Genomic DNA, 23,038 nt, shown 5'->3' on the forward strand with positions numbered 1-23,038 from the left:
AAACCCGGCTCATTGGCCGGGTTTCTCTTCGTCACTCCTCAACACGCGCAGGAATGACAGGATGGGGATATATTCGGCAATGCGGCAAAGGATGTCAAGCTGCCATCTTCACAAATAGCTCTTCTTGCTCCAGAAGCTCTACGCCAGCGTTTATGGCCTCGCCTACCATTTCCTCCAGGGCCTTGTGGATCTTGCTCCGCCAGTCACGGCGGGTGCGCTCCGGGGTGCCCTTGTTGTCATCCCACAGGTTCATGTCGTAGATGTTCGCCTGCAGGATGGTGGAGGACCGCTTTCCATCTGCGCCAGGCTTCTGCGGCTCTGCCCAGGTCAGCACTGCATAGAACTTGAAGTGCTGGTGTGCGTGGGTGGCGATCACCCGGCCCAGCCCCTTGATGGCATGGCCCCGCTCTGTAGTGTCCAGGGTGTAGCGTGCAATCAGCGCATCCCAATGTCGCGGAAGCAGGCGCTTGTGAAGCAGGCTGCGATACTCGCAGTCCATCTCGAAGCGCTCCTGGCGACTCATGCCGCCGTAGCCTGCGCAGCCCTGGTCAGCGTCGACCCAGGCTGCCGAAGCGGTTTTCCCTTCCGACCCAGCAAGCAGTATGCGGATCAACACGGATGTCTTGTTCATGCCTTCTCCTCATTCTTGCGGCGGCTTGCGATGGTCTTGGCGCGGACGACGCACCAGGTGGAAGCGATGGTCATGGCCAGCAGCAGCGCGCCGGCGGTATCTGCGATCGTCCAGGTCATGCTGCTTCCTCCTGGGCCTGTATGCGGACGCGCACAGCGCCGCCCTTGATCGTTTCCTTGCTCACCCTGATCTGGGTGGCGAACACGTTGTCGTCGATGCCCAGGGCATCAGCCAGGCCGTCACGGCCGGCCTTGAACATCGCCAGCAGGTTGTCGTCGTCGCGCCGACGGCGATCTGGGGGCACGAACTCGAGCATGAGCAGCGCGCCACCCTCAGGAGGCTGGATGCCTGCTTGCCTGGCCAGGAGAAAGCAGGCATACCGATAGGTCTTCGCCGCCTTGCTCTTCCTGGCCCAATGCACCCGGGCATTCGGGCTGCATGCGGCCGGTGGCCACGGTAGTGTCAGTTCCGTCATGCGGCCCCCTTGATGGTCAGAATGCCGGCCCGGATCAGGGCCTCATGAGTCTCAGCGATTGCCCGAGGCATGTCGGACCAGTCCACTTCACCTTTCCCGCGACCGTCGAGCACGTCATGGCAGGCGCTGCAGGCGTATACCGCCACGGTGTCGAAGCCCTTCATGCCCATGCCCTTCTGCCCGCAAGGCAGGTGGGCCAGCACGGTGGTGTCGGGGTTGAAGTTGCAGATGCCTGGAATGCGGACAGTGCAGTCCTGGCCGCGTGCGCTCTCGCGCACCTTCTTGCTGGCTACGCGCATGGCTCGGCCTCCTTGGCTTTCTGCTGCTCGGGCTCGAAGTCGCCGCGTAGGGGCATCAGGTAGATTTCCATGCACAACGCAAATCCGCCGATATCCACGATTCCGCCATTGCTGAGCTGCGCAGAGGCCCCGTCCGCATAGATCACCCAGCACAGCGGTCCGCGGTTAAAAATGGTGCGGCCATCAGGCATGACGAACCCGGCATCCGTTTCGAGCTGTTGGACCAGCTCCACAGCCATACCGATGTTTGGCGAAATGCCTTGGCTCGACCCTATAACCAGTGCCAGGTCGCCCGGCTTCAATTGATGGCTCATGCCGCCTCCTCGCTCAGCAAGTCGCTGAACACCACGCCCTGCGGCGCGAACTCGGCCACGATGCGGTCGGTGTACTGGCAGCCCTGGGCCCGGTCGAACAACCGGGTGACCGGGAAGCCATCCGGCCCGAACATCGCGCACGGCCCCATCATGCGCAGCTTCACCTCATACGGGAGGTGAATGAACGACTCGGCCCAACCGGTGCGGAACTCATCGCAGCCAGCGCGCATGATCGGAACGCCGAAGTGCAGCTTGCAGTACCGGCGCACATCCTCGATGTCGCCCATCTCGGTGCTCTTGGCGATGCGGTCGTACATCGCAAACCACAGGGCGTTCTGGTCCAGGGTGCGGTCCTTGCCCGGGCGCATGCTCACCACGACAAACTTCTTGTCGCGGAACAGGCGGGTCAACATGGTCACGGCCTCGGAGAGCTTGGCCTGGCTGTTGACGCTGATCTTCTCCGTCATGCCTCCACCTCCTGCAGTTGCCTCTCCGCGGCACGAACCCGAGCGGTGAGTTGGCTGATCTCGTCGAGCAGGCTAAGGGCGACCTCCTCAACCGTCGTCTCGCCGAGGAACTTGTCCAGCGCATCGGTGTGTCGCTCAAAGGCATCACTACCCGACCGCCAGGACGCCACAACGGACCACAGCAAGGGCTGGAGTTTTTTCTTGTCGACGGTCATACGCCCTCCCCGGCCGGCTGCCCGGCACGCTTGATGTTCAACTTGGCCAGCAGGTGTGCACGGCACGCGGCGGCGCAGGTTGGGATCTGCTGGATCTCCAGCAGACGGACCTGGCGCTGGCTGGCGTACTCATCGGCCAGTTCTACCAGGCTCTTCTGGCTGTCGTGGCCGATGCCGGTGGCGATGTCACCCAGTGGCTCGCCTGCGACCAGCATGCGGATGGTGATGTCGTAGGCCCGGGCAAATACCTTTTCCGCCCGCTCCACCTCCATCGACCCCAGGTTCTGCGCTTCGCACTGCAGGGCCGCGTGGCGCACCGCTGCGTGCGTCCAAACGCGTGACCCTGCCCTGCTGGGGTGAAAGTTCTCCAGCGCCTCTGCCAGGGCCCGCGCAAGCGACGGAATGCCCATCTCTTCCGGGGTCGGCTGGCACAGCTTGATGAACTTGCCGCTGCTCGGGGCGAAATCGGTACCCAGCACCCGGCACTTCTGGATGCCGAAGCGGATCTGCTCGAGCGTGTTGATGCCCGCGGCGACGAAGGACTTGATCCAGCTGCGCTTGGCCGCTTTCAGCGCATCGTCATCCGGCCAGGCCTGCTTCCACGCCGGGAAGATGGCCTGCAGCTCCTTGAACAGGGCGTTGACCACTTCGGTCGTGCCGGGGTCGAGCTGCTTGGCCGGGGCCTGCACCTCGGCCGGCAGGTTGCGGCTGGCGGCCATGATCTGCGTGACGCTGCGCAGTTTCGGTTGTGCGCTCATAAGCCCCCCAGGTCATCAGCCCAGCTGGTGTCGTTGAAGTCGGGGCCGCTGCGGCGCTGGCCCTGCTGGGCACCCGGCAGCACCTTCTCCGGGAACAGACCAGTCCAGCCGTTGCTGATGGACTGGTTGATCACGGCATCCGGCGCGTGGTGGCCGGCCAGGGTCTTGGTCTGCTTCGCGCAGGTGGTGGCGGTCAGCGGCTTACGGATCTCTTTGCGGTGCTGGCACCAGTCGGCCCACACGGAGGGAGTGACGTTGGCAGGGCAAGCAGTCAGAGGATCGAACTTCGAGGCCTTGCGCGAAGCGGTCGAGGACGCCTTGGCGGCCGCGCGCTCACCCTCAGTTGTACTGTTGCTCTTTGTATTACTCTCCTCCGCCTTTTCCGAAGAGGGGTCACCGTGTTTTCCGAATAGGGTCGCCGTGTTTTCCGAATAGGTATTCGACTTTCCGAATAGGTTCGTGAGGCGCACACGGCGCTCTACTACCTGCCGACCATCGCGGATCAGTTCGACCCGCAAAAGGCCCTTGGCCGACAGAGCACTGATGATCTCGGACACGCGGGAACTCGACAGGCCGAAGAACCTGGCGAAGTGGCTGTTGCTGGCGTAGCAGCCGCGCACAGGGTCTTGCAGGCTACCGATCTCGACCATCATCACCTTCTCGGTGATCGACAGGGAGTGATCGAGCCATACCTCAGCAGGGATCCAGACGCCCTTGAATTGACGCGGGATGTCGGTCATTGGCCGCGCTCCTTGGCCATCGCCTTATCGATCTCGCCGTCCGGATCATCCCCAGACCAAGACGCGATGTTCCATTCAGTGCACTTCGCGATCACAAGGCCCTCATCGTGGAATTTGGACTTGAACCACCGATAGCGCTCGGCGTCCTTCCGCAGGCCCTCGATGTCGATCTGTAGCCCGTCACGCGACTCGGCGATCTCAGTCAATTGGCGCTTCATGTCGCCTATCCACTGGATTGCAAACGGTACGCATGGGCCATGCTCCGCACAGGCAGGGATGGCCTGTAGCAGCTGGTCAAGCTGTGCGAGCTTGAGGGCTACAGCATCGTGCGATGCTTTCCATCCCCACCAAGCGCAGGACATGTCGCCGCTGGCCTTTGGCTCACCCGCTTTGGCTGCTTTGTAAGTGGTCGGATACAGGGCGTTGAAAGCATCCTCGAACTGCGCCCGGATCAAGTCGTCGCTCATGCTGCACCCCGCACGGCCTTGTCGTGGGTGTGCAGGCCATCCCAGTTCTTCTTCATGGGCAACTCGCCGGCCAGGTACAGCTCGTACAGGCGAGCGGCGCCCTTGCGCAGCAGGATCGGCGTGTAGCTGATGAACGCCTCTTTCCCGTGCGGGGTGATCTCCTGCTGGTGCTCGGTCATGTACTTGTCGCGGGCGTATGCGGCCACGCGGTACCGGGTTCCGGACTTGCTCTCGTTGTAGAGCCAGTTGCGGCGCTCAAGGAAATGCCCAACCTGCATCACGTTGACCCCATTGAGGCCCTTGCAGAACTGGACGTGACTCATGCCTTCCTTGAACAGGTTCTCCAGGTGGTCGATCTTCTTGGCCTGGGCCTCGACCTGGACGGTGAGCAGGACGCGAGCTTTCTCCGACTCCAGGGCCATCTGAAGGATCTCCAGCTTGCTCAGGTCGGCGGGCTGGGCCGGGGCGGCTTTCGCCAAGCGCCAGAACTCCTTGACCAGGCGCTTCTTGAAGTCGCGGACGATCGAGGTGTTGCGCATGTAGGTGAGCAAGAGGGTCGCTTGCTGCTCGTTCAGCAGCGCGATCTCGCGGGACTGGGCGCCGCCAGCAGTTTCAAAGGGTTCGATTTGAAATCTGACCCCTCCGAACTCTCCGAAATCAGCCTGATACTTGCGAACCAGCGCGATTACGCTGGCATGCTCGTTGTCAGTTTCGCGGGCGACGGTGACGGTGCTGGTGACAGCTTCGCCATCGAACACCGTGACAATTTCCGTGCGCGCCACGAAATCGTGGTTCGCATTTTGTGGCGCGGTCCTGGACAGGGCCTGTACACTTTGGGTCTGCATATGCATAATTCCCCTACAGAGTTTTGTATTGCAGAGAGCCGGGCCGCAATCCCGGCTTTTTTGTGCCTTTAAGAAGCCCGAAAGAGGGCCTCTGTCTTTCCACAATCAGGGAACATCGAGGCCCTTTTTGTGCCCTACCAGCCCCAACACGGGGGCCTTGTGTCGCATTTGTCTCAATTGCTCCTGGACCGCGAGCGAGCGACTCATTTCCAAGTACTCATCCGTCGATCTATCCAGGCTCCAGCCAAGGTCGGCAGCCAGCTGTCGAACCTCAGCCTTCACCTCGATTGGCAGCAATTCGAAGGTGGTTTCAGGCATAGGCCCTCCATAGGGGCTTCAGGCCGTTTTATCCTGCTCACCAGCGCCGTTCATTTCTCGGAGCAGATCAGCAGCGCCCAGTCGACGGCCTAGGTTGGCCAGTTCGTGCACGTAGGTGGCCAGCTGCATGCCAGCCATACGGGCTTCCATGCGCAGCTTTCGAACCTCTTCAGGCTTCCAGCGCGACTTGATCACTTCGCTGCGTTTGTTGGCGGGGTCCAGGTGCATTCAGGGATTTCCTTGTGATTGAAAAATGTTTACGCAGCCGACTTGCGAGCAGGAATTGGGCGAACCTCGTTCGCCTCGATGTGCCCGTCGTCGTGCATGGTGATTCGGATGTCCCGCTTGGCACGGAACATTTGGGAGACGGCGCTTTGCTGAATCCCCAGAGCCTTGGCGAGGTCGCTCTGGGTTCCATGCCCGGCCAGGTATTCCTCAAGGGAAACAGTGTTCATCTGGTCTGCCTCATAGGGATTTGATCGAATATTAGCACTGCTGTTTTACAATATTCAAGGACAAAGAGTAGCAGTGCTGTTTGCTTAAGAAGCAGCTGTGCTACTAAATCACGCGCATGAAGAAACCGATCAGAACTCCTCTTTCTGCCGAGCAGCTTGCTGATGCAAAGCGGCTGCACGAAATCTACAAGCAGCGCGTGAAGGAATCGCGTGAGGATCCGTCGAAGCCCGCCCTCACCCAGACCGAGGTTGGAGAGCGCTGCGAGTGGAAGTCACCACAAAGCACCGTGAGTCAGTACATGACCGGCAAGGTTGCGCTAAACCTCGAAGCTCTCGTAAAGCTATCCGAGGCTTTAGACTTCGAGCCTGCTCAGGTGAGTCCTACCCTGGCAGCCGGAATCAGGCGCACATCCCACCAAGTCCTGCATACGACTGAGGCTGCAAACTCTCCACTCCCTGACGGGGCAGATGAAGACGAGCTAGACGGCCGGTACGCCTACGTCCCCCAGTACGACGCCAAAGCTGCTGCCGGCCTAGGGAGCGAGAATCCGCACGTTGAAATACGCTCCACCCTTGCTTTCAAGCGCGATTGGCTGAAGGTGAAGGGAGCCAAGGCTGAGCAGCTGATCGTGATCTACGCCGAGGGCGAGAGCATGTGGCCAACCATCAGTGACCGCGACGTTCTCCTGGTAGATCGATCGAGGATCGATCCTGTTGACGGTCAGGTGTTTGTGCTCGCTGGCACCGACGGCGCCATCGTGAAACGATTGGTTAAAGGATCGCTCGGCCAGTGGCTTCTTCGAAGTGACAACGAAGACAAAGTGCAGTATCCGGACCGCTACCATCTGCACATCAACGGCAACGAGCATCGGATCATCGGCAAGGTGATCTGGCGCGGCGGAGATCTTTGACCCATGGAGTATAGGGCTTGGGATCAGTCATGGCCTGACGAAATCGTCACGCACTTCATGTTTGCCGCAACCATGCAGCTGAGGACTCCATATTGCGTCCTTGAGCGCCACGGCGAGACCTACTGGGATCGATCTGCGCCTCCTCCAATCTTCATTCGCGAAGAATGGCAAGGGATATGGATTCCTCAGACGGAATTCTCTGATCGCATGGTCCCATTCTCAAAAATGGCATCTGAGATTGGGCCGGTACCAACCCACGGAAGCGACTTTCACCGATTTCTGCTCTCGATCCGACAGCTAGCCGAAAACATTAATGACCCCGATGAGCGTTGCGAGTCCATCTTGCAAGAGTGCCACAGGGATCCCTGGACAGAGATTGTCTCTAGGCTCGGTGGAGCCGAGAAGGTCTCAGACCGGTTTTCAGGCGATGTGAAGAAGGTGTAGCCATGCCCCTAGCCAAATCCAACCAAGCAACCATCAGGAAGAACAATGGCAAGTGATGTAACTACCCAGGAATTCATCCGGTTCTTGAATGCAACAAGGGTCCAATCTACTTGCCCAGCATGCGGAAAATCACCTTCGAAATGGGGTCTTTTCGCTGATGACTGGGAAGGCAATGACTCTGCTAGTGAGGAGCCGGTAATGGAGCTTCTGTTCCATCGCTTCCGTAAGGTTAGGGAGGACGGCAAACCATACGGGATATCGACTTACGCAATGTTTTGTCACAACTGCGGGCATGTTGAGCACATCTACCAGCCTATCGTTGCGGAGTGGCTGAGCGCCAATCCGGCGAAGAGGATCTGACATGGTCAGGATGCCGGGCAACAAGGAGTGGTCAAAAGAGCTACCTGACTCTATCGACTGGAATCAGCTTGTTACTCCAAGGGCGCCGCGCCCTGAAATAGGTGTTCGTGACAAAAATGAGCAAAATGACCATACTCAGCGCATGAACGACATCACGCGCGAAGAGCTCAATGCCCTGCTTGAGAATCATCAGCTCAAGGCAGATGCGCGCTTGAAGGAATTTGAGGGCCGTGTAGCTGATGGGTTGCTGAAAATGGACCACAGCCTTCAGCTCCTGGACAAAGACCTTTCAGGAGTGCGCGGACTGAAAGGGACGATCATTCTTAATTCGGTCCTGTCAGTGATCGCGATTGTCGGCATCACCATTGCTGTGATGGCATACGGGGTGGCGAACTTTGACTCTGGTCGCGATACATCTGCCGCCCTCCAGGAGATGAAGCAGCAGTCGTTCGAGACAAGGCAACTGCTGGAGCAAGTCAAGGCGCAACAGAAAGCTCCCCAGGCTGCTCAATGAATTAAACACCAAACAGCCCGCCTCGACGGGCTTTTTCACGCCTGCGCGATGGCTCAGGGCCGGAGTGGTAGGATGGCGTCTCAATTCACAGGGAGGTCACCATGCTTCGCCACATTCAACGATTTCTTCTCGTCGCGGTAGTCGCCGTTCTGGCAGGCTGCGCGGGCACCCCATTCACTTTCGGCCAGGCCAGCCAGGTCAAGGTCGGCATGACCGAGGACCAACTGTACGAGATCATGGGTAATCCCTACATGGTCACATCCAGGGAAGACGGCCAGATGTGGGTCTACAGCCATGCCACAGCATTCGGCGGCGCGAAGTCAGTATCGTTTGAGACGAAGGACGGCAAGGTGACAAAGGTTCCGTATATCCCTAAGGATTACATCGCCAAGCCTAGCCCTGACGAGTGAGTCAGCTACGCCAATGAAGCCCGCCTAGCGCGGGCTTTTTTGTGGACACATCAAGCCTTACCGCCGTAGCGCTCCCATGCCAAGATCATTTCTTTGATGGCGCGCTTTTGAGAATCCGGCAGGATGAAGTCGTTGTAATACTGCTTCCCGTCGAACCTGATGGTCACCTTTTTGGCGTCTGCAATTTTTCTTAGCATGGCCTTGTTCTCGGCAACGGTGTCCGACCACTCCCAAATTCCGCCGTAGCCGTTGTCTCGCTCGAAGTCTTGGCTGCCTAGCTGGAAGGTCTGATCGTCAGCCTTGATCGTCACGCTCTGGACAAATAGCCAACTGTCAGAGTGATATTGGAGCTTAAGCCTCAGCGGCATAACCCTGGAGTTCTCACCTTCCAGCCCGAAGTACAGTGACATGTAGGTGTCGAGCGTAGGGATGGACTTGTGGGAAACCCAGGTTATCCCTTTGATCTCATCGGTATTTTTCTTGAGGTTCTTGTCCAGCTTCGCCAGGGCTTCCCTTGCCTCCTCTGCTTTCTTTTTCTCAGCTGCCAGCCTTTCGATTTCCGCAGCCTTTTCCTCGCGCTCAATGGCATCGAGCATAGCTTTTGCCGTTGCCGCCTCTGGTTTTTCTGGATGATGCGCGATCAGGTCGTGCAGGTCTGATTTGGCAGAAGCGTTATTTCCTGCGGCCTTGGCGTCCTTCGCTCGCGCCAGCAATCTTTGAGCTCCATGTTTTTCAGCATCCAGTTCCGCCTTGAGTGTGGCGATCTCAGACTGCAGCTTGCTCACCTCTCCTTGAAGCTGTTCAGCCTTCTCCCTGTCGGCATTACCGCAGCCAGCAAGCGACAACCCAAGAGTCAATGCAACAACGGCTCTTTTCATTTCCCAAGCTCCTTATATGACCGGCGAGAGTGTATCAAATCGCCACCATAGAGACTGCTCTCGACCGGTAGTGCCGGGCTTGCTGTGTGAGGAATAAAATTATTAGCACTGCTGTTGACTGATCAATAACAGCAGTGCTACTTTTATTTCGCGCAGTCACTCACGAGGGACTGCAGAGGCCCTCAAGCCTCACCGCTCTTTAACAAGCCAGCGCAACACCGAAACACCAACAGACCGCATTGCCTCTACCGGCGACCGGCGATCAGACGGGTCAGATAGCCCGCCCACGACAGGAACAACCTGTACGGCTGATCGAGAGCGAAACGCTCGAACCGCGCGAACGACCCGGCAAGCAATGCGCCCCGCGATCCCCGCGGAAGAAGGGAGAGACACCGTTTTGAATTAGCGCCCCGAGCTTCGGCATTGAGGGGCGCCGGACCTCATGCACCCTGCCCCAATCACCCGGGCACCCAGAGCTGCAGCGTGCATGTTGTAAGGACCTGCGATCCATGGCGAACAGGCACTGATTGCCGCCATGGGGAGGAAGCTCGAAGCCCACATCGACGACGAAGCCTGACCTGCAATCAGCGGCGGGGAAATGGCTATGACATCGCTGACGCAATACCCCCGGCCTGTCGCCAGTAGCGAGGCCGGGATTTCACCAGGTGCCATTCAGAGAGTGGCATCCGGGAAATCACACTGGAACAGCAGCATGAAAATCACATCGCAGCAGAAGAAATTCAGCCTGCCTTTAGCCGGCTTCATCGCCTCATGCATTGCCTGGTATCTGACCTTGGGCACGTTGTGGGCGATTCTCTGTGTGGTGCCTATGGTTGCCTGCTTCATGGTGTTCGCCATCTACAACGGTGACCGGATCGTCAAGCTGGCCAAGGCATGGCTTGACCGGGACGGCTGGAAGTAACCGGATGGAACTGGAGAGAGCCATGGAAACGCGAAGAATCAGCATCAACACTGACACGCCAGAGCTGAAGGTGCTGCTCGATGCCATTGGCAGAGCTCAAGGAAACCTGATCCTAGAGCAAGCTCTCAGCCAGTATGTGAGTCGACTGGTTGTATCCACCCTGAAAGATAGGCGATTCCGAGCCTCTCTCATCGTCGACACGGATGGGGATGGGGCCAAGGCGAAGCAAGAGCGAATTGAGAAGCTGCGCGCAGAACTGGCGAGGCTGGAGGCCGAGTAACCCGAATCAACCGCCCTGGAGGGCAAGACGATGAACGAAGCTCAGATAGAGCGGGTGCGTGAATTGGTGCAGGAGATCGCGACAGGCGAAAGCATCACTTTTGATGAGGCTTTCGCTGGCGTTATGGGGCTCCTCAGGGAGCACACCAATCACATGCCAAAAGGCAGGACGGGCGCTGCGGGCAGCGGCTCAGCTCACTCCTTGTACAGCCAGAATGCCCAGTCAGATACCTCTGCAACAAAGACCGCTGCAACGCCTGGTCGCGAGTGAGGATTGGAAAGAGTGCTGACGCGCTCGCGCAGAGAGCCGGTGCTGAGGTCGCTTTTCCCGTAATAGGTGCCCGTGGGCATCTCATAAGACGCGCCATCATTACCTATTACGCTTCTGGCCAGCCCTAGAGCACCGAGCTTTTCATGTAGTTCGTTGTAGTCCTCGCCATTCGCATTCTTTAGCTCAACCCTAACCATGTAACTCGGCATTTCGATGTTCCTTATCTCGACTGTGGATCCAAAATCCTAGCCGGTTTCCCTCGACTGTGGAAAGCGAGGAAACAGGGAGCCTGCCCCTGTAAAAACAGGCGCCTATTCCCTTGACTGCCAGGAACAGACTGGCCCGATGCCCTGCTCCCCATCGCTGGGTTCATCGGACTGGACTCGGATGAGCTGCAAGCAAACAGCGGGGTGGCCACCTCGACGCGGATAACCGGTCGATTGCCCAGCCTTCACGAGCCCAGTCCGATGCACCCCGCATCATCAGGAGAACCCCATGAAGCACGCAGCAGCTATCGCCCAGCTGGAGGTCAGCGCTCAGGTTTGCGAAACCAACGCGCCGATCAACGAGGCCGAGGGCAATCACGAACAAGCCAAGCTTGAGCGTGACAACGCAGCGGCCTACCGGGTGGCAATCGCCCATCTCAAGGCTGATCAGTAACACCCTTTTTGCAGGCGAGTCCGAGGGCATCAGCTGGCCAGATTCGACGCATCCCGGGCAGCGCCGGGCGCCTGCACCCCTTCCCTTCACATCGACCGCATTGGCAGGCGCCAGGCCACCTTTCACGGTGGGTTTGGTCACCCGCGCATGGCGCCTGGCCAATGCGGTTGTCGAGGATAACCAAAATGCACAATTGCACCGATACCCAGGCCGTGTGCCGGGGCTGCGGCCTCAAGTTGCGCGGGTCGCCTTCTTGGAAAGGCGGCCTGGCCTATCACCCTGATCCACGCGGCGAGGTTCACCGCTGCCACTACGGCGGCTGGGTGTGCTCGCGGCGCTGTGACATCAAGGCCTGCGTCGAGCTGGAAGGAACCATGCCCGGGTGCGGCGGCTCGGATAGCTTCAGTCGCCTGTCGATCTACGCGAGACAGAGCATCAACAGCAATTGGCCGGAGGCAGCATGAGCGAGTGGATCAAGTGCAGCGACAGGCTGCCGGAGATAGGGACCAGGGTTCTTGCTTGGAACGAACGATACGGTGCTCGCGAGTCGCTTTATCGCGAGCACGGCAAAGGCTCGATTGCGCACGCCCACGGATATCCGCCGTACTTCTCGTGGGAAGAGCCGCAAAGCAGTTGGGCTTCAAGCTGGAAGCCGACCCACTGGCAGCCCCTCCCTTCCCCACCCACCGAGTAACCCGCCACCTGGAGGCGACTATGGGCGCACTTCGAGCAGCACAGTTTGAGTACGACAACCGGATGCCGCCGGCGGTGAGCGAAGTAGCCGACGCGGAATCCACCTGGATCGACGACGGAATCGCTGAGCTGATGGCGCGCCGCGACGTAGTGTTCAAGCGCCGCATGCGCCCGAAGCAGGGTGTCACCTATGAGCGCTTCGCTCAGGCGGTGGATGAGTTCGTGATGGGCCAGCTTGGCCTATCGGGGATCAGCAACTCGGTGCTGGGCCGCCTGGTCCTAGCGGCGCGCTGCAAGGTCACCAGCGACGCAAAGGCAGCGGCTGACGAGATCATGAGCGTGGCCAACCCCGAGGCAGCGCTGGAAGAGATCGCCCGCCAGCTGCTCACGCCCTTCGCCAAGGAAGCAGTGCTGGCCCAGGCCGAGGACGCGGAATGAATCCTCACAGCGTGGCGGTTCGCGCCATCGAGGCCGCAATCGAGACGATGCTTCTGCCGGGCTCTGGCCCGGTGGAGGATGCGAAGGCCGAATCCATGGTGGTCGCCTACTTCTCTCTTCTGGCCATCGACTCCAACGAGTTCAAACACTACTGCGAGCGCATCCGGCGGATTGCTGAGCGGCGCAAGGAGGCTGCATGAGTACTGCACCTGTGAAGTCCCTGATCGACGAGCAACTTGAGCAGATCGAGCGCAGCCTGGCCATCATCGGCGCCGGCCTGCCCCGTGAGCTGCCTGTGGCTCACCTGCCGCCAAAGCTGGTGGCGGCCATCAAGTCCGGGCGGATCGCTGTGAGGCCTCGGCCATGACCAGCTACCAGCGCGCCCGGCGCCTGGTCATCTGGCGCGGATCCTTCTCCATGCTCTTCGCCTGCACCTTCTTCATGCTCGCCAGCGCACTGGCCGGCAGCATCACTTCCTGAACACACACCCGAGCCCGGCGGGCCCTTAGGGGATAACCGGACCTACCCGGAGCGTAAGCGGCGAGAGCGCGCAACCATCCACCGCAGCCAGGGCCTGGTGGCACCTCCAATCCGGGTGACCTGGCATTTCCCCTTTCAACTGACGGCGCCGGCCTGGCGCGAGGTTTTCTAATGTCCGCAGAACAGAAACTGATCGCGATCGAAGAGATCAGCGAGGAGAACGCCCCGGCCATTTACGTGGCCGGCGGCCTGAAGCAATTCATCGACCTGGTGAAGGCTGAGGTCGAAGGCGAAGTGCCCGATCTGACCACCCGCAAGGGCCGCGAACGCATCGCCAGCCTGGCCGCCAAGGTCAGCAAATCGAAGACCGCCGTCGAGAAGCCGGGCCGCGACTACCTACGCCGGCTGAAGGAAATGCCGAAGGTGGTCGAGGCCGAGCTGCGTGAGTTCGTGACCACGATGGACGCGCTGCGGGACGAGACGCGCCGGCCGCTCACCGAGTGGGAGCAGGCAGAAGCCGCCCGTGTCGCCCGGCATGAGCAAGGCATTGCAGCCATCAAAGCGGAAGGCGCCGAACTCGGCCTGCTGACCGCCGAGGACCTTCTGGCCCGGATCGGAAGGGTTGAAGGCGTTGCCCTGGACGACGCCTGGGAGGAATTCACCGCCGAGGCCGGACAGGTGAAAGACCAAGCGCTAGCCGTGCTTCGTGAAGCGCTGGCGGCCCGGCAGAAGTACGACGCAGAGCAGGCCGAGCTGGCCCGGCTGCGCCGCGAAGCTGAAGAGCGCGCCGAGCATGACCGGATTCGAGCGGCACAAGAGGCCGCTGTCGAGGCCGAGCGCCAGCGCGTGGCCCAGCAGCAGCAAGCAGAACGCGAAGCCGCAGCCCGCCGAGAGCAGGAACTGCTTGACCAGGCCGCTGCGCAAGAGCGCGAAGCCGAGAACCAGCGCCTCCAGTTCAAGTTGCAGGCCGAGCAAGCCGAGCGCGCCCGGATCCAGGCTGAAGCCGACCGCGTTGCCGCCGAGCAGCGGATGGAGCAGGAGCGCCAGGCCGCAGCGCGCCGGCAAGAGGAAGCCGCCGAGCAGGCCCGCCAGGACGAGCGCCGCCGCGCTGATGCCGCTGCCGCGGAGATTCTTCGCCAGCAAGAAGCCCGCGAGGCCGACAAGGCGCACCGAGCCAGCATCAACCGCGCCGCCCTGGAAGCCTTCATGGCCGAAGGCATGCCTGAAGCGTGCGCCAAGCAAGCGGTCACCCTGATCGCCCAGCGCAAGATCCCGAACATCGCCATTTCCTACTGAGGCACCGACCATGAGCAGCACGATCATTGTGCCGGAGCAGCGCCGCCCGGTGGCCGCGCCCGCGCAGGCCGACAGCAGCATCCTGGCCGTAATCAGCCGGGCCGCTACCGACCCCACCTGTGACATCGACAAGCTGGAGCGTCTGATGGCGATGCATGAACGCATGCAGGCCCGTGATGCTGAGGCAGAGTTCAACGCCGCCATGGCGGCCATGCAGAGCGACATCCCGAGCATCGCCGAACGCGGCGCCATCGTGGTGAACGGCCAGAAGCGCAGCGACTACGCCACCTTCGAAGACATCAACGATGTCATCAAGCCGATCATGCAGGCCCACGGCTTCGCCATCACGTTCAAGGTCGAGAACACGCCGGGCGGCCTCACGGTAACCGGCATCCTGATGCACCGGGCCGGACACCGCGAGAGCACAACCATGCTGCTCCCGCTCGACACCAGCGGCAGCAAGAACGCTGTCCAGGCGGTCGGCTCGTCCACCAGTTACGGCAAGCGCTACGTCATGAGCGCCCTGCTCAACCTCACCACCCGCGGCGAGGATGACGACGGCCACGCAGCCGTGCCAACGGCGAACGTCACCAGCGTGCAGGCGGCCGGCATCAGCGCCCTGCTCGATCGCTGCACCCAGACGACCCGCGACTGGTTTACCGGCGAATACGGTTCGGCCGAATGCGTGCCGAAGGGTCGCCACGACATCCTGGTCGCGCAACTGAACAAGGCCATTAGGGCCGCGGAGGCCGCAAATGCAGATCATCAGTGACGTCGAGCAAGGCACCCAGGCCTGGCTTGACCTGCGCCTGGGCATCATTACCTGCAGCGAGTTGGACTGCCTGCTGGTGAACGGCAAGGGTGAGGCCGGTTTCGGTGCCGGCGCCTTCACCTACATGAACACCCTGATCGGCGAGCGCATCACCGGCGAAGCGGCCGACCCGTTCACCGGTAACCGCCACACCGAGCGCGGGCACGAACTGGAAGGTACTGCCCGGGCCCTGTATTGCGACCGCGAGGACGTCCAGACCCACCAGGTGGGGATCATCCTGAACCATGGCATTGGTTACTCACCAGACGCCCTGGTCGGCGACAACGGCCTGACCGAGATCAAGACCAAGCTGCCGAAGCTGCAGGTCGACGTGATCTTGGGTGGCGAGATCCCGAAAGAGCATGTCGCTCAGTGCCAGGGCGGCCTTTGGGTGTCCGAGCGCGAATGGATCGACTTCATCTGCTACTGGCCGGGCATGCCGCTGTTCGTGAAGCGTGCCTACCGGGACGAGGCGATGATCCGCAAGCTCTCGGAGCGCGTGAAAACCTTCTACGAAATCCTCGACGAGCGCATGAATCGCGTGCTCGGAATCGCAGCATGAGGTGAGCATGAACCAATCAATCGACCTGGAGGCCGCAAAAGCGGCCTTCTTCGCGTCTGGCGGCCAGCTCGTAGTGCTGGAGGGCTTCACCTACCGGCCGCTGCCCCAGCGCAAGCACCCTGAGCCCGCACCTAAGAAGCGCCGGGGGCCGCCCCCAGTGCAGCACGGTACCCGTCAGGAAAAGGCCAAGGCCCGCGCCGACATGGTGGCGAAGATGGCCGAGACCATGACCTGCCGAGAAGCGGCCCAGGAACTCAAAGTATCCCAGTCCTCGCTATGGGACATGGCCAAGCGCCACGGCTTCGCGTTTGTCTCGGGCAACCGCGGCAAACACATCGAAAAGCCAGACGTCGAGGCCCGTGACGCCAAGCTGGCCGATCGAATCCGGGCACTCAGGGATGCAGGCCTATCGCGCAATAGCGCAACTCTGAAGCTCGAGATCGGCCACACGACGATGAGTCGGATCATCAAGAAGTTCGGTATCGACTTCCCGCTCAGAAAACGCAGGGCATAGCCATGACAGCAATCACCACCCCCGACCTCCTCCTGCGCCGGAAGGAACTGGAGCAGCACCTGCAGCTGCTGTTCAACCGCAGCTGCCAATGGGGCCGCGCCGAACGTGTGCGCGGCGCCGCCACCATCGAGAACCTGACCCAGCAACTGGTCGAGGTCACCGAGCAGATCGATACGGCGCGCGCCGCATGAGACGGATCAACAACCTGGTCCGCCATCGCCGGCGGCAAGAACAGTTCCACCTGCCGCCCAGCGGCCTCACGGAGCACAGACATGCAGAAAGCACCCTCTGGAGTCGTAACCCTTCCGGGCTGGCTGAAGTCACCGGTCAAGAAGCTGTACAACACCCGCAGCGGCGGCCAGTACCGGCCTGATGACGTGGCTCTGGCCTTCGCGCTGAGCCTGCGCGTGCACGACAGCGCCGACCACCTGCGCAGGCTGGCCCGTCGCCTGGTCGACAAGGTCTGCCTGGAGCATCAGCCGAACATGAAGCGCCTGGCCCGCGAGCCGGACGACGCCAAGGTGTTCGACGCCGCGCTCAAGATCATCAACCGGGTGTGCGACCTGCTGGAGTACGCACCAGGCACCCGCTTTGTGCGCAATGGAGGCGATGATGGCTCTGACGCAGCAGCAGCGTGATGAGCGCAGGCGAGAGAAGGCCGAGCGCCTGCAGGAAGAAGACCTGCGCTTGAAGGTTCGACCAGGGACTAAGCAGGCCCTCCTAGAGCTGATGGAGTGGGCCGGCATTGATGAGCAAGGCGAGGCGATGACGCTGATGATTCATCACATCGAAGCGCTCGGGCATCACGCGCTATTCAGGATCGCACGCCACGAAATCGAAGCTCACCGATCTGTGGCGCGGAATGAGCCGCTGCGGCTGTCAGCCAGGAAGCGAACCGGCCAGCACCTGCGCGCCATATGCGGCTGGGCAGACGCCACGTACAGCCAGATGATTGAGGCATTGATCCACGGCATCCACGCACTGGGCAGGCTGCACGCGGCGAAGTTTCTCACCCCGCCGCGGCACAAAATCAGCATATCTCCGAGACTGGCCATGGCCTTCGACAGGAAGAGCATGCTGATGATTCAGCAGGATCCGGGGGACGAAATCGCCCTTCCGACAGCAGAGGGCTGTGGTCAACTACCTAGACAGAGAGACCCCGCTCGCCAGATTTAGCAAGCGATGGAGCGGTCGGACGTATTCTGACAGGGTTTCAGCCAGCTCTGCCTGGATCTTCGGATCGCGTACCTCGCTAAGTTCATCTAAGAGGAGGCCGATATCGCTGAGCGTCAAGCGCACCAGGTGGTCGTATTCTCCAACCTGGCTAGGATCGGATGTGGTCTTCAGCGTAATCCCGAGAACACTTCCCTTCTTCGAATCCTCCTCGAACCCAAAAATTGGGGCCTTCCTAGATTTGATTACAGACCAGCCGGTCTTCCGGTTTGCACCCTGACGCCAAATTTCCATCTCGATCTCCTGTGCTCGGCACCATGCCGCTTCGACATCATGGCCATTTAATACGGAATTGCAAGGCTTACAAAAACTTTTTAAGCGCCGCCAATTATAAATTAACACCCCGTACAGCCTCGAAACGACCTCGACTCGCATATCCCTTTCAACAAATCACGCCTCCCCGGCGAGGGCGGCGCCTGCACGCAAGGACCACAACATGACCGAACAACAGCACGACGAAAGCAAGCTCGAGCGGGTCATCCGCAAGATCAAGCGCTGTCTGGCCCTGTCCAAAAGCTCGAACGAGAACGAGGCGGCCACGGCAATGCGCCAGGCCCAAGCGCTGATGCGCGAGTATCGACTCACCGAGCTGGATGTCCGCCTGAGCGATGTGGACGAGGTCCAGTCGGAGAAGTCCAGGGCGAACCGCCGGCCAACCTGGGATCGGCACCTAAGCGGCATCGTGGCCAGGGTGTTCGGGTGCCGACCGCTCTCGTATAAGCACTGGTGCGAGTCGTCTGGGCGAATGGTTGAGCGGGCCTTGTTCGTAGGCGTGATGCCTGCGCCGCAGATCGCGATGTATGCCTACGAGACTTTGCTCACCAAGCTGACGCAGGCTCGCCGCGACTACGTAGCCTCGGTCAGGAGTGGTAAGCGCCGCAGCGCCTACTCCCCCGAGACAGCCGGCGATCACTTCGCAATCGCGTGGGTTTCAGTGGTGCACGGCAAGATCCATGAGTTGGTGCCGCAGGGCGAAGAAGATCCAGCCATCGAGCAGTGCTCTAGTGGACGCGACCTTGTGCAGGCGGAAAGCCAGGACAAAGCGCTGATCGAGCAGTACCTGGGTGGCCGCGAGATTGGCAAGCAGCGCAAGTCTGGGCCCGTAGAGCTCGACATGGCCGCTCAGATCGCAGGAATGCTCGCCGGGCAGCGCGTCCAGCTCAATCCAGCCATGGCGCACGGTGGCCAGGAACAGTTCAGGCTGGGAAGCTCATGACGATTAACCCCTATCAGATCACTGGGCCGGCGCAGATTGGCGTCAGTGGTGGCCGCACCAGCGGGCACATGCTCTGGAAAATTCTGGAGGCCCACGGCGGCAAGCTACCGGCAGACGTGCACGCCTTCTTCCAGAACACCGGCAAGGAGCGCGAGGAGACGCTGGTCTTCATCGACGCCATGGCCAAGCATTGGGGCGTCAATATCATCTGGATGGAGTGGTGCCGGGTGTACGGGCAGCCAGACGACGCGCCATGGTACAAGATCGTCGACTTCGAGACGGCCAGCCGCAACGGCGAGCCGTTCACGATGATGCTCGAGTACTACGAGGCATACCGGAAAGCAGAGAAGAACCTGCCGGCGGTGCTGCCCAACTTCAGCAACAACATGTGCACCGCCTACCTGAAGGTGAAGATCGGCGAGAAGCACATGCGCGCCCTAGGCTACGACGAGTGGGATTGCATCGTCGGTATCCGGTACGACGAGCCGCGCCGCTACAGCCGAATGATGACCGCCAACGAGCGCGGCAATTCGCGATGGGACAGCGTCCGCCCATCCTACGTCGCTGGCATCATCAAGGAAGACGTGGCGGCTTTCTGGGCCGAACTGCCTTTCGACCTGGGCATGGACTCGGACTACGGCAACTGCGACCTGTGCTGGAAAAAGAACGAGGCCAAGCTGATCAGGACCATCCAGGCAGACCCATCCAGAGTGATCTGGTGGTCTGGCACCGAAGAACGATTCGGCCAGGTATTCCGGCAGGACCGACCCAATTACCGGTCGCTGGCCTGGTCAGCTGACCAGCGCGCCAGGCAGGCGGATTTTGACTTTGACTACCTGTCCGAGGACATAGACTGCTTCTGCGGGGACTAAGTCAAGCCTCAGAGGCTATGCGTGCTCGAATAGCATTATAGGAATCTGTGAAATAGCTTCTGTTCGAGAGCTGCGGTTGCTGAAGCCTGTAATCAGCGAGCCTTGGCTCTTTATCGATAGTGAATGTGTCAAGGAACGCGTCGGACTCTTCAATCAGGATTTCGGGCTGATCGTACCCTTCAAACTGACTGCCGGTGATATCTATGAGCTTACCGCCAAGCTTCAGCCAAATATGAGAGTCCCACTCCTCATCCCGGCCACCATCGACGCCTGACATGCGCATCGCTCCAGGGAATCCATTGTCAGTCAAGTAGGCTGCAAGAAGCATAGAAGAGTCGTCGCATGCCCCCTCAGGGAATCGGCTATTGATACAAATTCCGAACCAGAATCCCTCAACAGCCAACGACTGAATCGCGCTCCGAAATTCGGAAACCAGTTCTTCCAAGGACTTTTGCTGCACATCCACCTCCATTTCATTGGCCAGCGAATGTAACGCATAGGACCACCCATGCCCACAGAAAACCGATCCTGCAACACCGACCCGCGCGATTTGTTCATCAGCCTCAACCCGCTCGGCCTAGGTGAGGCGGAGCTGCGCAAGGACAGCACCGGCTTCGAAGACCCGCGCACCCACGGCGACTACCTGCTGTTTCTGGCCGGCTACCGCGAAACGCATCCAGAACCGCAGCCCCACCCCGAGCCTATAGCCTGGACGGTTGGTGCTGCCTTCTGGTGGACCAAAGAAGAGGCAGAGCGGGATGCCGCGGCGACTGGGCTACCGATTACCGGACTGGGCCCAATGACCGATACCGGCGAGGTTCAGAGGCTGCGAGAGGCCCTGAAGTTCTACGCCGACCGGGATCATTTCGCACAGGACATTGGCAGCGACTGGGACAACGTAAGCGGCGAGCCAGCGAATGTGCTGTGGCATGAATCCGAGGCTTGGTTCGTTGAAGACGGCTCCATTGCCCGCGCAGCCTTGAGCGCAACACCCGACAGCCTTCAGCTGGCCTGAACAGGCTCCGGATCCACCAGAAACAACGCGCCCTCGATCTCAGCGATTGCGCCAGGTACATGCTCGGGGGCAACCCAGCGCCACGACGCATTGCCTATAAGGCCACCTATGGCCTGACGGCGAAGCTGAATTGGATCAAGCCCCTGTTGCTCTGCCGCAGCAAACACGGCCGCCAGCGCTTGCTCCAAATGCATAACCCGTTCTGTGGTCATGGCTGCTCTCCGGTTGGGACGCTAAGTCTAGTCCCTGCCTGAGCAGTCGGAAACGCAAAACACGAAAGAGCACATTTGTACTCCATCCCGCTGGAACCCCTCTCCCCTCTATTCACTGCCGCGATATCGCGGCGAGGAGAAGTGTCGATAGCCATCGGCCAGTCAGTCGTCGTTAAGGCTTTCTGAAGCTGAATCTTTTCCTTCAGCGGCCCGTATATCGGCGAATTTGATCCACTCATCGAATGCGATTCGGTGGGCTTTGCAGGTCTTTTCCCATTCGATCCCATTCATTCGCCCATAGGCGATCTGGTTCATCGTGGCAGCAATTTGAGCATCGAGCTCTCTGAGAAGCAGATAAGCCTGGTAACGGCTTTCGTTTGCGTTGGGCATATAGCTCACCTCTCGGTGGATAGATGAGCTATCAGCGTCGACGGCTCTCCCTGTTGACCTCACCGCCTCCAAGAAATCCCATTTTTCTACCCCCAGCGCCGAGAAGTCGGTAGGACAACTTCATGCCTGAAGAAATCAAGCCTCGCCTCGCCCTCTGCCTCCTGCTGCTGGCCACCGGCGCCAGCGCAGCACCACAGCCGCAAGATAACGTCATCGACGTGCAGCACGACAGCCAGCGCGGCGTCACCTGCTACCTGCTGAATGGGGTCGGCATCAGCTGCATCCCCGACAGCCAGCTGCAGGCCGGCAACGAGCGCCAGCTCTCCCCGCACGAAACCCAACCCGAACCTACACCCGCACTGGCGCCTGGGCGCTGGATTGATGAGAGGTATGAGCTGTGAGCAGCATGAATTGGAACGTCGCACCTCGCGATGCAGAGGCATGGGCGCCCAGCACTCCCAAGTTCATGGCCGGCTGGTACAAGACAGACGCAGGAGGCCGCTGGTATTTCTCCCTATCGCGCAGTTCTGGTTGGTGGGGAATCGAGCGGCCATCGACATATCGCCAGCGCCAAATGGAGCGGCGACCATGACCGACCTAATCGAAGTGAGGGTATCCAACCTGGTCGGCGCGCCGCTGGACTGGGCTGTGGCCATGGCCGAAGGATTCGAGTCAGATCCCGAGCGTCTGACAAATGTTTGGCTCAACGAAGAAGACCCTACCAGCATCAGCATCCGCGGCGTCGAGATGGGCTATGGATTCAGGCCCTCATCAAACTGGGAGCACGGTGGGCCGCTGATCGAAAAGCATCAGGCAGGCTTGAGCCATGACCGGTATTTGTCAGGCGGTCCATGCGGCTGCAGCGCAGGGCCGCTCAACTCGACATGGCTTTCCGGTCCTACACCCCTTATCGCCTTTTGCCGCGCCTTGGTCCACGCGAAGCTCGGCCCAGTCGTGCGGGTACCAAAGGAGCTGATCTCATGCCCAGCCTGATCAAGGTGCAAACCTGCGACCTAGCCGGCAAGGCGCTGCTCTGGGCCATCGAGTTGGTAGACGGCCCGATGCCGGCGGTGGCCGGCCAACTGCAACTTCCACTGGGTGGCCAAACCATCGACGACGCGGCGGGAGAGCACCTGATCCAGAAGCACGGCATCTGGATCGACCGCGGCTACAGCTGGCCTTGGTTGGCCTGTGTGTCAGGTCATCCGCTGGACAGGCAGCCAGGCGATACCCGGGCAGAAGCAGCGGCCCGCGCTGTGGTGCACCACGCCCGCGGCGAAACCATCAGCGTGCCGAAGGAGCTATGCCAGTGATCCTGCCCCTGATGTTCGTGGCCTTCAACCTCTACAGGTGGCCGCGATGAGCGCAGAAGTCTTCAAGTTTCCGCTGAAGCGCCGAGCCCAAAACAACCAGGTGATGGCCAACCAAGCCGAGCGCAAAAGGCTGGCCGACTGGTTCCGCGAAATCGCCCAGCACATCGAGGGCAACGAGGTGGAGCGCGAGCCGGTGGCAGCCATGATCGTACTCAGCAGTGCAGCCGGCGACGAAGTTCTGCATGTCGGCTACTCAACCGACGCCACCTCACTCGTCCAGGCAGGGAACGCAGCCCGCCAATGGGCTCACCTGACCTTCCAGCGCAAGGCCGGCAACTTCTTCGACCGCCAACGCTAACC

At 60.4% G+C, this 23,038-nt stretch carries 44 protein-coding genes; 26 read left to right on the forward strand and 18 right to left on the reverse strand.

Annotated features, from left to right (window positions below):
- Window positions 1-94: 94 nt before the first annotated feature.
- The 14 genes from MKK04_RS16485 to MKK04_RS16545 all read right to left on the reverse strand — a co-directional run bounded on the left by MKK04_RS16485 (window position 95) and on the right by MKK04_RS16545 (window position 5,984).
- A complete protein-coding gene (locus MKK04_RS16485; protein ID WP_241105722.1) occupies window positions 95-631 on the reverse strand; it encodes a hypothetical protein in 537 nt (178 codons plus the stop codon).
- A complete protein-coding gene (locus MKK04_RS26505; protein WP_272493113.1) occupies window positions 628-750 on the reverse strand; it encodes a hypothetical protein in 123 nt (40 codons plus the stop codon). Before MKK04_RS26505 ends, MKK04_RS16485 begins: the two co-directional genes overlap by 4 nt.
- Window positions 747-1,106 carry an endodeoxyribonuclease RusA gene (locus tag MKK04_RS16490; protein ID WP_241105723.1) on the reverse strand — a complete coding sequence of 120 codons (360 nt, stop codon included), beginning with the start codon at window positions 1,104-1,106 and terminating at the stop codon, window positions 747-749. Before MKK04_RS16490 ends, MKK04_RS26505 begins: the two co-directional genes overlap by 4 nt.
- The gene (locus MKK04_RS16495) at window positions 1,103-1,405 is read right to left on the reverse strand and encodes a nuclease domain-containing protein (protein WP_241105724.1); all 303 of its coding nucleotides are present in this window, start codon (window positions 1,403-1,405) and stop codon (window positions 1,103-1,105) included. Before MKK04_RS16495 ends, MKK04_RS16490 begins: the two co-directional genes overlap by 4 nt.
- On the reverse strand, window positions 1,396-1,719 hold the full coding sequence (locus MKK04_RS16500) for a hypothetical protein (RefSeq protein WP_241105725.1): 324 nt from the start codon (window positions 1,717-1,719) through the stop codon (window positions 1,396-1,398). The genes MKK04_RS16495 and MKK04_RS16500 overlap by 10 nt, the downstream gene beginning before the upstream one ends.
- Window positions 1,716-2,186 carry a hypothetical protein gene (locus MKK04_RS16505; RefSeq protein ID WP_241105726.1) on the reverse strand — a complete coding sequence of 157 codons (471 nt, stop codon included), beginning with the start codon at window positions 2,184-2,186 and terminating at the stop codon, window positions 1,716-1,718. Before MKK04_RS16505 ends, MKK04_RS16500 begins: the two co-directional genes overlap by 4 nt.
- Window positions 2,183-2,401, reverse strand: a complete 219-nt coding sequence (locus tag MKK04_RS16510; protein ID WP_241105727.1) for a hypothetical protein — start codon at window positions 2,399-2,401, stop codon at window positions 2,183-2,185. The genes MKK04_RS16505 and MKK04_RS16510 overlap by 4 nt, the downstream gene beginning before the upstream one ends.
- A complete protein-coding gene (locus tag MKK04_RS16515) occupies window positions 2,398-3,159 on the reverse strand; it encodes a replication protein P (RefSeq protein WP_241105728.1) in 762 nt (253 codons plus the stop codon). The genes MKK04_RS16510 and MKK04_RS16515 overlap by 4 nt, the downstream gene beginning before the upstream one ends.
- On the reverse strand, window positions 3,156-3,899 hold the full coding sequence (locus MKK04_RS16520) for a helix-turn-helix domain-containing protein (RefSeq protein WP_241105729.1): 744 nt from the start codon (window positions 3,897-3,899) through the stop codon (window positions 3,156-3,158). The genes MKK04_RS16515 and MKK04_RS16520 overlap by 4 nt, the downstream gene beginning before the upstream one ends.
- Entirely contained in the window at window positions 3,896-4,366 is a 471-nt protein-coding gene (locus MKK04_RS16525) for a hypothetical protein (RefSeq protein WP_241105730.1), read from the reverse strand. Before MKK04_RS16525 ends, MKK04_RS16520 begins: the two co-directional genes overlap by 4 nt.
- Window positions 4,363-5,211 (reverse strand): Rha family transcriptional regulator, encoded by an 849-nt coding sequence (locus tag MKK04_RS16530; protein WP_442964541.1) that lies wholly within the window; start codon window positions 5,209-5,211, stop codon window positions 4,363-4,365. The genes MKK04_RS16525 and MKK04_RS16530 overlap by 4 nt, the downstream gene beginning before the upstream one ends.
- 105 nt (window positions 5,212-5,316) lie before the next feature.
- Window positions 5,317-5,529 (reverse strand): hypothetical protein, encoded by a 213-nt coding sequence (locus tag MKK04_RS16535; protein WP_014859733.1) that lies wholly within the window; start codon window positions 5,527-5,529, stop codon window positions 5,317-5,319.
- 18 nt (window positions 5,530-5,547) lie between these two features.
- Window positions 5,548-5,757 carry a hypothetical protein gene (locus tag MKK04_RS16540; RefSeq protein WP_014859732.1) on the reverse strand — a complete coding sequence of 70 codons (210 nt, stop codon included), beginning with the start codon at window positions 5,755-5,757 and terminating at the stop codon, window positions 5,548-5,550.
- Window positions 5,758-5,786: 29 nt separating this feature from the next.
- The gene (locus tag MKK04_RS16545; protein WP_197843788.1) at window positions 5,787-5,984 is read right to left on the reverse strand and encodes a Cro/CI family transcriptional regulator; all 198 of its coding nucleotides are present in this window, start codon (window positions 5,982-5,984) and stop codon (window positions 5,787-5,789) included.
- 116 nt (window positions 5,985-6,100) lie between these two features.
- On the opposite strand from MKK04_RS16545, the gene MKK04_RS16550 reads away from it, so the two are divergent.
- The 3 genes from MKK04_RS16550 (at window position 6,101) to bamE (ending at window position 8,623) form a co-directional block, all read left to right on the forward strand.
- Window positions 6,101-6,895: an XRE family transcriptional regulator gene (locus MKK04_RS16550; RefSeq protein ID WP_241105732.1), complete on the forward strand. Its 795-nt coding sequence runs from the start codon at window positions 6,101-6,103 to the stop codon at window positions 6,893-6,895.
- A gap of 805 nt (window positions 6,896-7,700) precedes the next feature.
- Window positions 7,701-8,213, forward strand: a complete 513-nt coding sequence (locus MKK04_RS16555; protein ID WP_241105733.1) for a hypothetical protein — start codon at window positions 7,701-7,703, stop codon at window positions 8,211-8,213.
- Between the two features lie 101 nt (window positions 8,214-8,314).
- Entirely contained in the window at window positions 8,315-8,623 is a 309-nt protein-coding gene (gene bamE / locus MKK04_RS16560) for an outer membrane protein assembly factor BamE domain-containing protein (protein WP_241105734.1), read from the forward strand.
- Between the two features lie 50 nt (window positions 8,624-8,673).
- Here the strand turns inward: bamE and MKK04_RS16565 are convergent, their stop codons facing one another.
- Entirely contained in the window at window positions 8,674-9,501 is an 828-nt protein-coding gene (locus MKK04_RS16565; protein WP_241105735.1) for a hypothetical protein, read from the reverse strand.
- Window positions 9,502-10,213: 712 nt separating this feature from the next.
- Between MKK04_RS16565 and MKK04_RS16570 the strand changes: the two genes are divergently transcribed.
- From MKK04_RS16570 to MKK04_RS16650, 18 genes are all read left to right on the forward strand, one after another.
- Entirely contained in the window at window positions 10,214-10,423 is a 210-nt protein-coding gene (locus tag MKK04_RS16570) for a hypothetical protein (RefSeq protein ID WP_241105736.1), read from the forward strand.
- A gap of 22 nt (window positions 10,424-10,445) precedes the next feature.
- Window positions 10,446-10,703: a hypothetical protein gene (locus MKK04_RS16575; RefSeq protein WP_241105737.1), complete on the forward strand. Its 258-nt coding sequence runs from the start codon at window positions 10,446-10,448 to the stop codon at window positions 10,701-10,703.
- A gap of 30 nt (window positions 10,704-10,733) precedes the next feature.
- Window positions 10,734-10,973 (forward strand): hypothetical protein, encoded by a 240-nt coding sequence (locus tag MKK04_RS16580; protein WP_241105738.1) that lies wholly within the window; start codon window positions 10,734-10,736, stop codon window positions 10,971-10,973.
- Window positions 10,974-11,468: 495 nt separating this feature from the next.
- Window positions 11,469-11,633 (forward strand): hypothetical protein, encoded by a 165-nt coding sequence (locus MKK04_RS16585; RefSeq protein ID WP_155950787.1) that lies wholly within the window; start codon window positions 11,469-11,471, stop codon window positions 11,631-11,633.
- 185 nt (window positions 11,634-11,818) lie between these two features.
- Window positions 11,819-12,097: a hypothetical protein gene (locus MKK04_RS16590; RefSeq protein WP_241105739.1), complete on the forward strand. Its 279-nt coding sequence runs from the start codon at window positions 11,819-11,821 to the stop codon at window positions 12,095-12,097.
- Window positions 12,094-12,327 (forward strand): DUF551 domain-containing protein, encoded by a 234-nt coding sequence (locus tag MKK04_RS26715; RefSeq protein ID WP_412481359.1) that lies wholly within the window; start codon window positions 12,094-12,096, stop codon window positions 12,325-12,327. Before MKK04_RS16590 ends, MKK04_RS26715 begins: the two co-directional genes overlap by 4 nt.
- Window positions 12,328-12,347: 20 nt before the next feature.
- The gene (locus MKK04_RS16595) at window positions 12,348-12,764 is read left to right on the forward strand and encodes a hypothetical protein (protein ID WP_241105740.1); all 417 of its coding nucleotides are present in this window, start codon (window positions 12,348-12,350) and stop codon (window positions 12,762-12,764) included.
- On the forward strand, window positions 12,761-12,964 hold the full coding sequence (locus tag MKK04_RS16600; RefSeq protein WP_241105741.1) for a hypothetical protein: 204 nt from the start codon (window positions 12,761-12,763) through the stop codon (window positions 12,962-12,964). Before MKK04_RS16595 ends, MKK04_RS16600 begins: the two co-directional genes overlap by 4 nt.
- Complete coding sequence (locus MKK04_RS16605; protein ID WP_176514331.1) at window positions 12,961-13,131, forward strand: hypothetical protein; 171 nt, start codon at window positions 12,961-12,963, stop codon at window positions 13,129-13,131. Before MKK04_RS16600 ends, MKK04_RS16605 begins: the two co-directional genes overlap by 4 nt.
- A 284-nt stretch (window positions 13,132-13,415) precedes the next feature.
- Window positions 13,416-14,540: a hypothetical protein gene (locus MKK04_RS16610; RefSeq protein ID WP_241105742.1), complete on the forward strand. Its 1,125-nt coding sequence runs from the start codon at window positions 13,416-13,418 to the stop codon at window positions 14,538-14,540.
- Window positions 14,541-14,550: 10 nt separating this feature from the next.
- A complete protein-coding gene (locus MKK04_RS16615; protein WP_241105743.1) occupies window positions 14,551-15,312 on the forward strand; it encodes an ERF family protein in 762 nt (253 codons plus the stop codon).
- Window positions 15,296-15,913 (forward strand): lambda exonuclease family protein, encoded by a 618-nt coding sequence (locus MKK04_RS16620; RefSeq protein ID WP_013972383.1) that lies wholly within the window; start codon window positions 15,296-15,298, stop codon window positions 15,911-15,913. The genes MKK04_RS16615 and MKK04_RS16620 overlap by 17 nt, the downstream gene beginning before the upstream one ends.
- Before the next feature lie 7 nt (window positions 15,914-15,920).
- The gene (locus MKK04_RS16625; RefSeq protein ID WP_241105744.1) at window positions 15,921-16,427 is read left to right on the forward strand and encodes a hypothetical protein; all 507 of its coding nucleotides are present in this window, start codon (window positions 15,921-15,923) and stop codon (window positions 16,425-16,427) included.
- 2 nt (window positions 16,428-16,429) lie between these two features.
- Entirely contained in the window at window positions 16,430-16,618 is a 189-nt protein-coding gene (locus MKK04_RS16630; protein WP_241105745.1) for a hypothetical protein, read from the forward strand.
- Window positions 16,619-16,699: 81 nt separating this feature from the next.
- On the forward strand, window positions 16,700-17,065 hold the full coding sequence (locus MKK04_RS16635) for a DUF7740 domain-containing protein (protein WP_039615420.1): 366 nt from the start codon (window positions 16,700-16,702) through the stop codon (window positions 17,063-17,065).
- The gene (locus MKK04_RS16640) at window positions 17,040-17,603 is read left to right on the forward strand and encodes a hypothetical protein (protein ID WP_241105746.1); all 564 of its coding nucleotides are present in this window, start codon (window positions 17,040-17,042) and stop codon (window positions 17,601-17,603) included. The genes MKK04_RS16635 and MKK04_RS16640 overlap by 26 nt, the downstream gene beginning before the upstream one ends.
- Window positions 17,604-18,096: 493 nt before the next feature.
- Window positions 18,097-18,876 (forward strand): DUF2786 domain-containing protein, encoded by a 780-nt coding sequence (locus MKK04_RS16645; protein ID WP_241105747.1) that lies wholly within the window; start codon window positions 18,097-18,099, stop codon window positions 18,874-18,876.
- Entirely contained in the window at window positions 18,873-19,748 is an 876-nt protein-coding gene (locus MKK04_RS16650) for a hypothetical protein (protein WP_241105748.1), read from the forward strand. Before MKK04_RS16645 ends, MKK04_RS16650 begins: the two co-directional genes overlap by 4 nt.
- Window position 19,749: 1 nt before the next feature.
- Here the strand turns inward: MKK04_RS16650 and MKK04_RS16655 are convergent, their stop codons facing one another.
- A complete protein-coding gene (locus tag MKK04_RS16655) occupies window positions 19,750-20,214 on the reverse strand; it encodes a hypothetical protein (RefSeq protein WP_241105749.1) in 465 nt (154 codons plus the stop codon).
- Window positions 20,215-20,256: 42 nt separating this feature from the next.
- Between MKK04_RS16655 and MKK04_RS16660 the strand changes: the two genes are divergently transcribed.
- Window positions 20,257-20,763, forward strand: coding sequence for a hypothetical protein (locus MKK04_RS16660; RefSeq protein WP_241105750.1), 507 nt, complete (start codon window positions 20,257-20,259; stop codon window positions 20,761-20,763).
- On the opposite strand, the gene MKK04_RS16665 is transcribed toward MKK04_RS16660, so the two are convergent.
- The gene (locus MKK04_RS16665; protein ID WP_207833689.1) at window positions 20,751-20,975 is read right to left on the reverse strand and encodes a hypothetical protein; all 225 of its coding nucleotides are present in this window, start codon (window positions 20,973-20,975) and stop codon (window positions 20,751-20,753) included. The genes MKK04_RS16660 and MKK04_RS16665 overlap by 13 nt on opposite strands.
- Before the next feature lie 162 nt (window positions 20,976-21,137).
- Window positions 21,138-21,365: a hypothetical protein gene (locus tag MKK04_RS16670; protein WP_241105751.1), complete on the reverse strand. Its 228-nt coding sequence runs from the start codon at window positions 21,363-21,365 to the stop codon at window positions 21,138-21,140.
- A 122-nt stretch (window positions 21,366-21,487) separates the two neighbouring features.
- On the opposite strand from MKK04_RS16670, the gene MKK04_RS16675 reads away from it, so the two are divergent.
- From MKK04_RS16675 to MKK04_RS16690, 4 genes are all read left to right on the forward strand, one after another.
- Window positions 21,488-21,766 (forward strand): hypothetical protein, encoded by a 279-nt coding sequence (locus MKK04_RS16675; RefSeq protein ID WP_241105752.1) that lies wholly within the window; start codon window positions 21,488-21,490, stop codon window positions 21,764-21,766.
- A 187-nt stretch (window positions 21,767-21,953) separates the two neighbouring features.
- Window positions 21,954-22,358, forward strand: a complete 405-nt coding sequence (locus MKK04_RS16680) for a phage protein NinX family protein (RefSeq protein WP_241105753.1) — start codon at window positions 21,954-21,956, stop codon at window positions 22,356-22,358.
- Window positions 22,346-22,678 carry a hypothetical protein gene (locus tag MKK04_RS16685; RefSeq protein ID WP_241105754.1) on the forward strand — a complete coding sequence of 111 codons (333 nt, stop codon included), beginning with the start codon at window positions 22,346-22,348 and terminating at the stop codon, window positions 22,676-22,678. Before MKK04_RS16680 ends, MKK04_RS16685 begins: the two co-directional genes overlap by 13 nt.
- A gap of 46 nt (window positions 22,679-22,724) precedes the next feature.
- Window positions 22,725-23,036, forward strand: coding sequence for a hypothetical protein (locus MKK04_RS16690; protein ID WP_241105755.1), 312 nt, complete (start codon window positions 22,725-22,727; stop codon window positions 23,034-23,036).
- Window positions 23,037-23,038: the final 2 nt, after the last annotated feature.

The sequence above is a fragment of the Pseudomonas sp. LS.1a genome (genome assembly GCF_022533585.1).
Classification (GTDB): domain Bacteria; phylum Pseudomonadota; class Gammaproteobacteria; order Pseudomonadales; family Pseudomonadaceae; genus Aquipseudomonas.

Excerpts from the sequence above, each read along its gene's own strand:
- MKK04_RS16635 (WP_039615420.1), top strand. The coding sequence starts at position 16,700 with ATGCAGAAAGCACCCTCTGGAGTCGTAACCCTTCCGGGCTGGCTGAAG.
- MKK04_RS16650 (WP_241105748.1), top strand. The coding sequence starts at position 18,873 with ATGACGATTAACCCCTATCAGATCACTGGGCCGGCGCAGATTGGCGTC.
- MKK04_RS16500 (WP_241105725.1), bottom strand. The coding sequence starts at position 1,719 with ATGAGCCATCAATTGAAGCCGGGCGACCTGGCACTGGTTATAGGGTCG.
- MKK04_RS16520 (WP_241105729.1), bottom strand. The coding sequence starts at position 3,899 with ATGACCGACATCCCGCGTCAATTCAAGGGCGTCTGGATCCCTGCTGAG.
- MKK04_RS16565 (WP_241105735.1), bottom strand. The coding sequence starts at position 9,501 with ATGAAAAGAGCCGTTGTTGCATTGACTCTTGGGTTGTCGCTTGCTGGC.
- MKK04_RS16525 (WP_241105730.1), bottom strand. The coding sequence starts at position 4,366 with ATGAGCGACGACTTGATCCGGGCGCAGTTCGAGGATGCTTTCAACGCC.
- MKK04_RS16515 (WP_241105728.1), bottom strand. The coding sequence starts at position 3,159 with ATGAGCGCACAACCGAAACTGCGCAGCGTCACGCAGATCATGGCCGCC.
- MKK04_RS16555 (WP_241105733.1), top strand. The coding sequence starts at position 7,701 with ATGGTCAGGATGCCGGGCAACAAGGAGTGGTCAAAAGAGCTACCTGAC.
- MKK04_RS16660 (WP_241105750.1), top strand. The coding sequence starts at position 20,257 with ATGCCCACAGAAAACCGATCCTGCAACACCGACCCGCGCGATTTGTTC.
- MKK04_RS16530 (WP_442964541.1), bottom strand. The coding sequence starts at position 5,211 with ATGCAGACCCAAAGTGTACAGGCCCTGTCCAGGACCGCGCCACAAAAT.
- MKK04_RS16640 (WP_241105746.1), top strand. The coding sequence starts at position 17,040 with ATGGCTCTGACGCAGCAGCAGCGTGATGAGCGCAGGCGAGAGAAGGCC.
- MKK04_RS26715 (WP_412481359.1), top strand. The coding sequence starts at position 12,094 with ATGAGCGAGTGGATCAAGTGCAGCGACAGGCTGCCGGAGATAGGGACC.
- MKK04_RS16690 (WP_241105755.1), top strand. The coding sequence starts at position 22,725 with ATGAGCGCAGAAGTCTTCAAGTTTCCGCTGAAGCGCCGAGCCCAAAAC.
- MKK04_RS16620 (WP_013972383.1), top strand. The coding sequence starts at position 15,296 with ATGCAGATCATCAGTGACGTCGAGCAAGGCACCCAGGCCTGGCTTGAC.
- MKK04_RS16490 (WP_241105723.1), bottom strand. The coding sequence starts at position 1,106 with ATGACGGAACTGACACTACCGTGGCCACCGGCCGCATGCAGCCCGAAT.
- MKK04_RS16585 (WP_155950787.1), top strand. The coding sequence starts at position 11,469 with ATGAAGCACGCAGCAGCTATCGCCCAGCTGGAGGTCAGCGCTCAGGTT.
- MKK04_RS16575 (WP_241105737.1), top strand. The coding sequence starts at position 10,446 with ATGGAAACGCGAAGAATCAGCATCAACACTGACACGCCAGAGCTGAAG.
- MKK04_RS16540 (WP_014859732.1), bottom strand. The coding sequence starts at position 5,757 with ATGCACCTGGACCCCGCCAACAAACGCAGCGAAGTGATCAAGTCGCGC.
- MKK04_RS16625 (WP_241105744.1), top strand. The coding sequence starts at position 15,921 with ATGAACCAATCAATCGACCTGGAGGCCGCAAAAGCGGCCTTCTTCGCG.
- MKK04_RS16550 (WP_241105732.1), top strand. The coding sequence starts at position 6,101 with ATGAAGAAACCGATCAGAACTCCTCTTTCTGCCGAGCAGCTTGCTGAT.
- MKK04_RS16485 (WP_241105722.1), bottom strand. The coding sequence starts at position 631 with ATGAACAAGACATCCGTGTTGATCCGCATACTGCTTGCTGGGTCGGAA.
- MKK04_RS16680 (WP_241105753.1), top strand. The coding sequence starts at position 21,954 with ATGACCGACCTAATCGAAGTGAGGGTATCCAACCTGGTCGGCGCGCCG.
- bamE (WP_241105734.1), top strand. The coding sequence starts at position 8,315 with ATGCTTCGCCACATTCAACGATTTCTTCTCGTCGCGGTAGTCGCCGTT.
- MKK04_RS16545 (WP_197843788.1), bottom strand. The coding sequence starts at position 5,984 with ATGAACACTGTTTCCCTTGAGGAATACCTGGCCGGGCATGGAACCCAG.
- MKK04_RS16645 (WP_241105747.1), top strand. The coding sequence starts at position 18,097 with ATGACCGAACAACAGCACGACGAAAGCAAGCTCGAGCGGGTCATCCGC.
- MKK04_RS16665 (WP_207833689.1), bottom strand. The coding sequence starts at position 20,975 with ATGACCACAGAACGGGTTATGCATTTGGAGCAAGCGCTGGCGGCCGTG.
- MKK04_RS26505 (WP_272493113.1), bottom strand. The coding sequence starts at position 750 with ATGACCTGGACGATCGCAGATACCGCCGGCGCGCTGCTGCTGGCCATG.
- MKK04_RS16675 (WP_241105752.1), top strand. The coding sequence starts at position 21,488 with ATGCCTGAAGAAATCAAGCCTCGCCTCGCCCTCTGCCTCCTGCTGCTG.
- MKK04_RS16610 (WP_241105742.1), top strand. The coding sequence starts at position 13,416 with ATGTCCGCAGAACAGAAACTGATCGCGATCGAAGAGATCAGCGAGGAG.
- MKK04_RS16495 (WP_241105724.1), bottom strand. The coding sequence starts at position 1,405 with ATGCGCGTAGCCAGCAAGAAGGTGCGCGAGAGCGCACGCGGCCAGGAC.
- MKK04_RS16600 (WP_241105741.1), top strand. The coding sequence starts at position 12,761 with ATGAATCCTCACAGCGTGGCGGTTCGCGCCATCGAGGCCGCAATCGAG.
- MKK04_RS16510 (WP_241105727.1), bottom strand. The coding sequence starts at position 2,401 with ATGACCGTCGACAAGAAAAAACTCCAGCCCTTGCTGTGGTCCGTTGTG.
- MKK04_RS16535 (WP_014859733.1), bottom strand. The coding sequence starts at position 5,529 with ATGCCTGAAACCACCTTCGAATTGCTGCCAATCGAGGTGAAGGCTGAG.
- MKK04_RS16505 (WP_241105726.1), bottom strand. The coding sequence starts at position 2,186 with ATGACGGAGAAGATCAGCGTCAACAGCCAGGCCAAGCTCTCCGAGGCC.
- MKK04_RS16615 (WP_241105743.1), top strand. The coding sequence starts at position 14,551 with ATGAGCAGCACGATCATTGTGCCGGAGCAGCGCCGCCCGGTGGCCGCG.
- MKK04_RS16580 (WP_241105738.1), top strand. The coding sequence starts at position 10,734 with ATGAACGAAGCTCAGATAGAGCGGGTGCGTGAATTGGTGCAGGAGATC.
- MKK04_RS16670 (WP_241105751.1), bottom strand. The coding sequence starts at position 21,365 with ATGCCCAACGCAAACGAAAGCCGTTACCAGGCTTATCTGCTTCTCAGA.
- MKK04_RS16595 (WP_241105740.1), top strand. The coding sequence starts at position 12,348 with ATGGGCGCACTTCGAGCAGCACAGTTTGAGTACGACAACCGGATGCCG.
- MKK04_RS16590 (WP_241105739.1), top strand. The coding sequence starts at position 11,819 with ATGCACAATTGCACCGATACCCAGGCCGTGTGCCGGGGCTGCGGCCTC.
- MKK04_RS16605 (WP_176514331.1), top strand. The coding sequence starts at position 12,961 with ATGAGTACTGCACCTGTGAAGTCCCTGATCGACGAGCAACTTGAGCAG.
- MKK04_RS16570 (WP_241105736.1), top strand. The coding sequence starts at position 10,214 with ATGAAAATCACATCGCAGCAGAAGAAATTCAGCCTGCCTTTAGCCGGC.
- MKK04_RS16685 (WP_241105754.1), top strand. The coding sequence starts at position 22,346 with ATGCCCAGCCTGATCAAGGTGCAAACCTGCGACCTAGCCGGCAAGGCG.
- MKK04_RS16630 (WP_241105745.1), top strand. The coding sequence starts at position 16,430 with ATGACAGCAATCACCACCCCCGACCTCCTCCTGCGCCGGAAGGAACTG.